Raw genomic sequence first — 9,481 nt, forward strand, 5'->3', positions numbered from 1 at the left:
TCAGTCACAGATGTAGTGGCTGACACGCCGCATTCGCGAGCAAGCCCGCTCCCACAAGGTTTTTGCGTTGCTTATAAGGTCAGGGTCAGGCGTTTTACCAGCGCCCCCGGCAGCAGATTGGATGACGTATTGCGCTGGCTATACGTACTCGCCGACAGCAGCAATTCCCGATCAGCGGTCAGCGCTTCCAGTTGCGAGCCCAGCAGGCTGTACACGCTGTCATCAAAACGCATGGTGCTGACCGGCGCCTTGATCTCGCCGTCTTCGACCCAGAACGTGGCGAAGCGGGTCATGCCGGTCAGGCGTGCGGCGGGCTGGTCGGAGTAGTTCAGGTACCACAGGTTGCTGATGTACAAACCGGTACCCAGTTGCTTGAGGATATCGGCCTGGGCCAGGTCGCCGGCGGCCATCTGCAGGGCGCTTGGAGATTCATCGCCGCTGGCGCCATTGGTGCTCAAGCCGTATTCGGCAGCACTGCGAGAGTTCACCAATTGGCCTTCAGCCTTGCCGGCATTGATCAGTTTCACATCACTGCGCGGATAGCCGTCACGGGAAAACGCCGAGCTCAGGGAGCCGCTGACCTGTTCGTCCAGGGTCACCAGCGGGCTCAAGGACTGATCACCGCCATACAACCGTTGCAACGGGCTGCCTTTGCTGGCGATGGCCTGGGCGGAAAACCCGCCCCAGGTGAGCATGCTGATGATTTCTTCCATGGCCGCCGGGGCAAGGTAGGCGCGGTATTGCCCCGGTGCCAGCGGGTGCAGCGGGCGACCAAGGTATTCCAGTTGCTCACGGGCCTGCTTGAAACGCTGGGCGAAGGCCACGCTGTCCCAATCGTTGCCGGCGTAGCTGGCTTTCACCGCTTCACCGTTGGCGTGGAACAGGCTGAAGTCGAAGTTGAAACTGTTGGCCTGGTGCCAGCCGAAGGCGCCTGATGAACTGGCGAAACCACGGCTGATAGGGCCGGCGGCGTAGAAGCCGACCATGTCCACACCTTCAGCGGCCAGGCTGACTGCTTCCAGCACCTGGGCCAGGTCCGGCAGCGGTCGGTCCTGCTGGTCCTTGTTTTGCCAGGCGTTGTGGTTGAGCAGCAGGTACGGATCCTGCGGCAACAACGGCAAGGTCTCGCGCAGTTGTTGCAGGCCGTCGGCCAGGCGCTGGCGATCCAGTTCAGGCTCGCCCGCCAGGGTGATACCGAGGTCGGCGTGGCGCCCGTCGTTGATCAGCTTCAGGTTCAGGCTGGCCTGTTGCACCTGGCCGGCCTGGCGCACTTTGCCGTGGTTGAAACGCACAAACTCGGAGGACTCGTCGGCGTAGCCGAGATGGAATTGTTCGTTGTCGGTGATGGCCTGCTTGAGCCAATCCACCAGGGCTTTGAAATTATTCATCAGGCGTCTCCCCCGAACACGTCCACGTTGCTGAACACACAGGCCGGCGACGCATGGCCGACGCGGATCACCTGGTTGGGTTCGCCCTTGCCGCAGTTCGGCGTGCCCAGCACCTTGAAGGTGCTGGCGTCGCCGACGGCGCTGAGGTTGCGCCAGAACTGCGCGGAAATCGCCCGGTAGTTGGGGTTCTTTACCACGCCTTTGAGTTCGCCGTTTTCAATCAACTGGCCCCACTCGCAGCCAAACTGGAATTTGTTGCGTGCATCGTCAATCGACCACGAACGGTTGGTGGACATCAGGATGCCGTTCTCGATACCGCCAATCAGCTGCGCCATGCTTTTGTTGCCGGGCTCGATGTTGAGGTTGGCCATGCGGTCGATCGGCGCGCGATTCCAGCTGCAGGCACGGCTGTTGGCCACGCCGTCCATGCCAGAACGGTATTGAGACAGCGCCCCGCCCAACGGTTTGAGCAGCAGACCCTCTCGGATCAGGAATTGCTTGCTGGCTTTGGTACCGTCGTCGTCATGGCCATAGCTGGCAAGCTGCTCGGGAATGTCCGGGTCAAAGGTCACGTTCAACAGGTTGGAGCCATATTGCAAATGGCCGAAATCGCTGGCCTTGACGAAGCTGGTGCCGGCGTAATTGCGCTCGTCGCCCAGGATGCGGTCGAGTTCCAGCGGGTGGCCGATGGATTCGTGGATCTGCAGGATCATCTGGTCGGGCATCAGCAGCAGGTCGCGCGGGCCCTGGGGTGTGTTCGGGGCCAGCAGCAGTTGCAGCGCCTGGTCGGCAATCTGCGGCGCGGCGCCCACCAGGCCGAAGCGGCTGATCACGTCGAAGCCGCCTTGCTGGCCGAAGTTGGTGCCGCCCAGGGTGCGGGTCTGGCTGTCATTGCCGTCGTAGGCCGTGACGTTGACACCCGGGAACACAAACCGCTGGGCCTGGCGCAGTTCGGCGCCGGCGCTGTTGAGGTAGATCTGTTCGACGTGGGTGGTGCCCAGGCTGACTTCCCAGTTCACCAGGCGCTCGTCCTTGGGCACGGCGGCCGATTCGGCGCCGAGCAGTTGGTAGCAGTCGCTCAGGGACGGGAAGGGCTGGTCGAGGCTCGGCGACAGGTAGTCGGCAATGTCGCTGGACACTGGCTGGTCGCGCAGGTCGAGCAGGGCGTGGGGCTTGATGAGCCGGGCTTGCTGTTCGGCGCGCTCAAGGGCGGCTTGCAGGCCGGGCAGGGAAATGTCGTGGGTGGCGGCGTAGGCTTCGACGCCATTGAGGCGCACGGTGAGCATCGCGCCTTCGTCCTGGCTGAGGTGTGGCGGCTCGGCGATGTTCTTGCGTACCGACAGGTACTGGCCGGACTCGCGGACGTAGCGCAGGGAAAAGAATTCGGCGGTAGTGCGCAGGGCACTGAACTGCTTTTTGAGTGTGGCGTGGTGTTCGAACATGGGGCCTTCCTTGTGGGCGGCTCGGCGCGGGCAGGCAAACAGAGTAGGCCTGGGCTGGGAGCTGATCAAGGAAAGTGTAGGCGGGCGGGAGGTCTTGCGGTGTCAGATCGGGCCTCTTCGGGAGCAAGCCCCCTCCCACATTTGATCGGGTTCACACGGTCAAAAATGTGGGAGCGGGCTTGCTCGCGAAGGGAGCACCTCGGTCCATCAGTTACTGCGCAGTAGGACCCACTTCACGCATCGGCTTGCCACGCACCGGCGCATCGCCTGCCACGTAGTAATCCGCAGTGCTGCGCGGCAGTGGCTTGCGGCCACGGATCTTGTCGGCGATTTTCTCGGCGATCATGATCGTCGGTGCGTTCAGGTTGCCGGTGGTGATGATCGGCATGATCGACGCGTCAACTACCCGCAGACCCTGCATGCCATGCACACGGCCTTCGGCGTCAACCACGGCCATCTCGTCGGTGCCCATCTTGCACGAGCAGGACGGGTGGAACGCGGTCTCGGCGTGCTCACGGATAAACTTGTCCAGTTGCTCGTCGGTCTGCACGTCGATGCCCGGGCTGATTTCGCGGCCACGGTATTGATCCAGCGCCGGCTGCTGCATGATTTCACGGGTCAGGCGGATGCCGTCACGGAATTCCTGCCAGTCCTGTTCGGTAGACATGTAGTTGAAGAGGATGCTCGGGTATTCCCGTGGGTTCTTCGACTTCAGCTGCACGCGGCCACGGCTCGGCGAACGCATGGAACCCATGTGCGCCTGGAAACCGTGCTCTTTCACACCGTTGCTGCCGTTGTAGTTAATCGCTACCGGCAGGAAGTGATACTGGATGTTCGGCCAATCGAATTCTTCACGGGTACGGATGAAACCGCCCGCTTCGAACTGGTTGCTGGCGCCGATGCCGGTGCCGTTGAACAGCCACTCGGCACCAATGGCCGGCTGGTTGTACCAGAGCAGCGACGGGTACAGCGAGACCGGTTGGGTGCAGGCGTATTGCAGGTACAGCTCAAGGTGATCCTGCAGGTTTTCGCCGACGCCTGGCAGGTCGTGGACCACCGGGATGTCGAGGCTTTCCAGCAGTTTCGCCGGGCCAACGCCGGAACGTTGCAGCAGTTGCGGCGAAGCGATTGCGCCGCTGCACACCAGGACTTCCTTGCGGGCACGGGCTTCAACACGTTCTTCGGCAGCACCGATCAGGTAGCGAACGCCAACGGCGCGCTTGCCTTCGAACAGGACTTTGTCGGTCAGGGCGTGGGTGACGATGGTCAGCGTCGAGCGCTTCTTGGCCGTGTCCAGGTAACCGCGAGCGGTGCTGGCGCGACGACCGTTTGGCGTCACGGTACGGTCCATCGGGCCGAAGCCTTCCTGCTGGTAGCCGTTCAAGTCTTCGGTACGTGGGTAACCGGCCTGTACGCCGGCTTCAACCATCGCGTGGAACAGCGGGTTGTTGCCGGCCTTTGGCGTGGTCACGCTGACCGGGCCGTCGCCACCGTGGTAGTCGTTCGGGCCGATGTCGCGGGTTTCGGCTTTACGGAAATACGGCAGGCAGTCCAGGTAGGTCCAGTCTTCCAGGCCCGGCAGTTTCGACCAGTTGTCGTAGTCCATCGCGTTGCCGCGGATGTAGCACATGCCGTTGATCAACGAGGAACCGCCGAGGCCCTTGCCGCGACCGCATTCCATCCGGCGGCCGTCCATGTGTGGTTCTGGATCGGTTTCGTAGGCCCAGTTGTAGCGGCGGCCTTGCAGCGGGAACGCCAGGGCGGCTGGCATCTGGGTACGGAAATCGAAACGGTAGTCCGGGCCGCCGGCTTCCAGCAGCAGGACGGTGACGCCTTCGTCTTCGGTCAGACGGGTCGCCAGGGTGTTACCGGCGGAGCCGGCACCCACAATGATGTAGTCGTATTCTTGGGACATTAAATGCACCCTCGTGAAAGTTGGTTCAGGCTGCTTTTGTGGCGAGGGAGCTTGCTCCCGTTCGACTGCGCAGCAGTCGCAAAGTCAGCGCTCGAGTTCTGTCTGAAAGAACTGCGGTACCTGGCATGGGGCTGCTTCGCAGCCCGACGGGAGCAAGCTCCCTCGCCACATGGGCCATGCCAGGCTCAATCAGGTTTTAGAACACCGAGGCGTAGTCGCCCAGCTCAACCTGTACCGATTTGATGCGAGTGAAGTTGTTCAGCGAGCTGATCCCGTTTTCACGGCCCACGCCCGACTGCTTGTAGCCGCCCACCGGCATCTTCGCGTCGGACTCGCCCCAGGCGTTGATCCAGCAGATACCGGCTTCCAGCTGATGAATCACGCGGTGGGCGCGGTTCAGGTCCTTGGTCACCAGGCCAGCGGCCAGGCCGAAGTCGGTGTCGTTGGCACGGCGGATCACTTCTTCTTCGGTGTCGTAGGTGAGGATGCTCATCACCGGGCCGAAGATTTCTTCACGCACGATGGTCATTTCGTCGGTGCAGTCAGTGAACACGGTCGGGGCCACGTAGGCACCCTTGGCGAATTCACCGTCGGTCAGACGGTCGCCGCCGCACAGCACGCGGGCGCCTTCTTCTTTACCTTTGGCGATGTAGCCGAGCACGCTTTCCATGTGGGCGAAGCTGACCAGCGGGCCGAAGTTGGTGTTTTCATCTTCCGGGTTGCCGATGCGGATGCGGGCAACGCGCTCGGCGATCTTGGCTTCGAACGCGCCTTTGAGGGCGGTCGGAACGAACACGCGGGTGCCGTTGGTGCAGACCTGGCCCGAGCTGTAGAAGTTGGCCATCATCGCGATGTCGGCGGCGCGGTCGAGGTCGGCGTCGTCGAAAATGATCAGCGGGGATTTGCCGCCCAGTTCCATGGTGACTTCCTTGAGCGAAGAGCTCGAAGCGCTGGCCATGACTTTCTTGCCGGTGTCGGTGCCGCCGGTGAAGGAGACTTTCTCGATGCGCGGGTGTTCGGTCAGCCAGGTGCCGACTTCACGGCCACTGCCGGTCAGGACGTTGAACACGCCATCCGGAACGCCGGCGGCGGTGTAGATTTCAGCCAGTTTCAGGGTGGTCAGCGAGGTGACTTCGCTTGGCTTGAAGATCATCGCGTTACCGGCCGCCAGGGCCGGTGCGGATTTCCACAGGGCGATCTGGATCGGGTAGTTCCACGCGCCGATACCGGCCACGACGCCCAGTGGCTCGCGACGGGTGTAGACGAACGAGGTGTCACGCAGCGGGATCTGCTCGCCTTCGATGGCGGGCACCAGGCCTGCGTAGTATTCCAGCACGTCAGCGCCGGTGACGATGTCAACGTATTGGGTTTCGGAATACGGCTTGCCGGTGTCCAGGGTTTCCAGGGCGGCCAGTTCGTCGTTGCGCTCACGCAGGATGTCGACGGCACGACGCAGGATGCGCGAACGCTCCATGGCAGTCATGGCGGCCCAGATTTTCTGGCCCTTTTCGGCGCTGACCACAGCGCGCTCGACGTCTTCTTTGGTGGCGCGTTGCACGTTGGCGAGAACTTCACCGTTAGCCGGGTTGATGGCTTCGAAAGTGGCATCGCTGCCAGCGTCGGAGTAGCCGCCGTCAATGTAGAGTTTTTGCAGTTCGAAACGGGCCATAAAGTCCTCGCAAGTGCATTAGTGGTTGGCGCGGTTCGGGAGTTGAGCGTTTATGTGTGCTCTAACTCACCTGCTTGGCCAATTGGAAATCCATGTATTCGTAAGCGATCCGTTGCGCCTGCTCCGTGTCGAAAGCGTCTCCCGACAGGGCGCCGCGCAACCACAAACCGTCGATCAGGGCCGCCAGGCCTCGGGCTGCGCTGCGTGCCTCGGGCAACGGCAACGCTCGGCGGAACTGGCAACACAGGTTGGAATACAGACGGTGATCGTTGATCCGCTGCAGCCTGTGCAATGACGGGTGGTGCATGCTGGTGGCCCAGAAGGCCAGCCAGGTTTTCATAGCCGGGCCGTTGACTTGGCTGGCGTCGAAGTTGCCTTCGATGATCACCTGAAGATGGGCCCGCGGGCTGTCATCTTTCAGCGCCAACCGGCGCTCGGTGACGTTCTCGATCAGCACGTTCATCAGGTACCGCATCGTGGCGGCGATCAGGCCATTCTTGTCCTGAAAATAGTGACTGATGATGCCATTCGAGACACCGGCCAGACGGGCGATCAGCGCAATGCTGGCATCCCCCATTCCGACCTGATCGACGGCCGTCAATGTGGCTTCGATCAACTGCTGGCGGCGTATGGGTTGCATACCGACCTTGGGCATCGTGCACCTCTCCTTAGGCCTGCCAACGGGCGATAAACGTCCGTCGGCTTGAGGGCCAGTCTATTTTGTTTTGATTGAACGTTCAATCAACAAAGAATAAGATCTGCGACAAATGGTCGCTGCCTACAGGTATTTCCTACGTGCATGTGGCGCCACCTGACATCGGGAAAACCCATGAAACAGCCCGGCACAGCGGTTCGCCGGGGGTTTATGGTTTTTCGGGGTGTCTTTATACACCCGTCCGTCGACTGCCGAAAAATCGATGGCTCGGGTCAAGCGTTGCCTTGTGTTTCTCTGCACTGCCCGGAGCATCTGTGCCATGAGTTCTGCCTCTCTTATAAAGACCCCGCCAGAAAAGGTGCGGGTCAACGGTTGGGTGTTCTACACCTCCACCGCGCTGATTCTGTTGTTGACCGCGATTCTGATCATCGCCCCGCAGGAAGCCGGCAGGATGCTCGGTGTGGCCCAAGCCTGGTTGTCGAAAAGCTTTGGCTGGTACTACATGGTCGTGATCGCCGCCTACCTGGTGTTTGTGGTGGGCCTGGCGTTTTCGTCCTATGGCAAATTGAAACTGGGCAGCAAGGACGACACCCCGGACTTCAGCTACGGCGCCTGGGCCGGCATGCTCTTCTCGTCGGGCATCGGCATCTCGCTGCTGTACTTCGGCGCCTCCGAGCCGCTGGACCACTACTTCAACCCGCCTGAAGGCGCATCGGCCACCGGCGAAGCTGCACGCCAGGCGTTGCAGTTGACGTTCCTGCACTGGGGCCTGCACGGCTGGGCGATCTACGCACTGGTCGGCTTGGCCGTGGCGTACTTTGCCTACCGTCATAACCAGCCGCTGGCCTTGCGTTCGGCGCTGTACCCGCTGGTGGGCGAGCGTTGGGTCAAAGGTGCGGCCGGTCACGCGGTAGACGGCTTCGGCATGTTCGTAACGCTGCTGGGCCTGGTGACGAACCTGGGGATTGGTTCGATGCAAGTGTCCTCCGGGTTGGAAAACCTGTTCGGCATGGAACACAGCAACACCAACCTGCTGATCGTGATCATCGTGATGAGCACCGTGGCGACTATTGCTGCGGTGTCGGGTGTGGAGAACGGCATTCGCCGCCTGTCCAACCTGAACATCGTGCTGTTCAGCGGCCTGCTGATTTTCGTGCTGCTGTTCGGCCCGACCCTGCACCTGCTCAACGGCTTCGTGCAGAACATCGGTGACTACATGAACGGCATCGTGCTGAAGACCTTCGACCTGTACGTGTACGAAGGCGACGCCGACAAGACCGAACGCTGGATGGGCCTGTGGACCCTGTTCTACTGGGCCTGGTGGATTTCCTGGGCGCCATTCGTGGGCATGTTCATCGCGCGTATTTCCCGTGGTCGCACGGTGCGTGAACTGGTGGCCGGCGTGCTGCTGATCCCGCTGGGCTTCACCCTGGCGTGGCTGTCGATCTTCGGCAACTCGGCCCTGGACCTGGTGGTGAACCATGGCGCGGTGGAGTTGGGCAAGACGGCGCTGGAACAGCCGTCCATGGCGATCTACCAACTGCTTGAGCATTACCCGGCGTCGAAAATCGTCATCGGTGTGTCGATCTTTGTGGGCTTCGTACTGTTCCTGACCCCGGCGGATTCCGGCGCGGTGATGATGGCGAACCTGTCCTGCAAGGGCGGCAACGTTGACGAAGATGCGCCGCACTGGCTGCGGATTTTCTGGTCGGCGGTGATCACCCTGGTGACCATCGGCCTGCTGTTCGCCGGTAACTTCGAAGCCATGCAAACCATGGTGGTGCTGGCGGGCTTGCCGTTCTCGGTGGTGCTGGTGTTCTTCATGTTCGGCCTGCACAAGGCGATGCGCCAGGACGTGGCGATCGAGTTGGAGCAGGCGCAGTTGGCCGAGCGTGGTCGGCGTGGTTTCAGCGAGCGTTTGACTGCCCTGGACCTGCAACCTAGCCAGGGTACCGTGCAACGCTTTATGGACAAGCACGTCACGCCGGCGCTGGAAGAAGCGGCGACTGCGTTGCGTGACCAGGGGCTGGAAGTGCAGACCCTGCTGGGCAAATCCAAGCGCTGCATTGGTGTGCGCATCGAGATGCAAGAGGGCAATCCGTTTGTCTACGAGGTCAGCCTGGATGCTTATTCGTCGGCACCGAACGACTTGCCCGAGGAAGAACGCACGCGCTACTACCGCGCCGAGGTTTACCTGCACAACGGGCCTCAGGAATACGACCTGATGGGCTTCACCCAGGAGCAGATCACCCGGGACGTGCTCGATCAGTTTGAAAGCCATCGGCAGCTCCTTGGCCGTGTCTATAGCTGAGTGTTGAAAGGACAGGTGGTGTCGTTACTGACACCACCTGAGCAAAATGTGGGAGCGGGCTTGCTCGCGAATGCGCAGTGTCAGTCAGTACATCTGACACT

6 protein-coding genes are annotated in these 9,481 nt (G+C 61.5%); 1 reads left to right on the forward strand and 5 read right to left on the reverse strand.

Annotation, left to right across the window (positions count from 1 at the left end; all coding sequences use genetic code 11):
• Positions 1–71 precede the first annotated feature (71 nt).
• The 5 genes from ACW9I6_RS27160 to betI form a co-directional block, all read right to left on the reverse strand.
• On the reverse strand, positions 72–1,388 hold the full coding sequence (locus ACW9I6_RS27160) for a TldD/PmbA family protein (protein WP_177020219.1): 1,317 nt from the start codon (positions 1,386–1,388) through the stop codon (positions 72–74).
• Complete coding sequence (locus ACW9I6_RS27165; protein ID WP_457340041.1) at positions 1,388–2,830, reverse strand: TldD/PmbA family protein; 1,443 nt, start codon at positions 2,828–2,830, stop codon at positions 1,388–1,390. The genes ACW9I6_RS27160 and ACW9I6_RS27165 overlap by 1 nt, the downstream gene beginning before the upstream one ends.
• Positions 2,831–3,041: 211 nt before the next feature.
• The gene (gene betA, locus ACW9I6_RS27170; RefSeq protein ID WP_003216899.1) at positions 3,042–4,745 is read right to left on the reverse strand and encodes a choline dehydrogenase; all 1,704 of its coding nucleotides are present in this window, start codon (positions 4,743–4,745) and stop codon (positions 3,042–3,044) included.
• Between the two features lie 196 nt (positions 4,746–4,941).
• Positions 4,942–6,414 (reverse strand): betaine-aldehyde dehydrogenase, encoded by a 1,473-nt coding sequence (betB, locus tag ACW9I6_RS27175; protein WP_003216900.1) that lies wholly within the window; start codon positions 6,412–6,414, stop codon positions 4,942–4,944.
• Positions 6,415–6,475: 61 nt separating this feature from the next.
• On the reverse strand, positions 6,476–7,069 hold the full coding sequence (betI, locus tag ACW9I6_RS27180; RefSeq protein ID WP_003216902.1) for a transcriptional regulator BetI: 594 nt from the start codon (positions 7,067–7,069) through the stop codon (positions 6,476–6,478).
• 376 nt (positions 7,070–7,445) lie between these two features.
• Here betI and ACW9I6_RS27185 point away from each other — a divergent pair, with 376 nt between their 5' ends.
• Entirely contained in the window at positions 7,446–9,380 is a 1,935-nt protein-coding gene (locus tag ACW9I6_RS27185; RefSeq protein ID WP_371135988.1) for a BCCT family transporter, read from the forward strand.
• The last annotated feature ends 101 nt before the right edge of the window (positions 9,381–9,481 follow it).

This window comes from Pseudomonas sp. SDO5522_S412, assembly GCF_054071215.1.

Bases quoted from the DNA above. Each gene is read 5' to 3' on its own strand.
- betA (WP_003216899.1), bottom strand. From the start codon at position 4,745: ATGTCCCAAGAATACGACTACATCATTGTGGGTGCCGGCTCCGCCGGT.
- betI (WP_003216902.1), bottom strand. From the start codon at position 7,069: ATGCCCAAGGTCGGTATGCAACCCATACGCCGCCAGCAGTTGATCGAA.
- ACW9I6_RS27160 (WP_177020219.1), bottom strand. From the start codon at position 1,388: ATGAATAATTTCAAAGCCCTGGTGGATTGGCTCAAGCAGGCCATCACC.
- betB (WP_003216900.1), bottom strand. From the start codon at position 6,414: ATGGCCCGTTTCGAACTGCAAAAACTCTACATTGACGGCGGCTACTCC.
- ACW9I6_RS27165 (WP_457340041.1), bottom strand. From the start codon at position 2,830: ATGTTCGAACACCACGCCACACTCAAAAAGCAGTTCAGTGCCCTGCGC.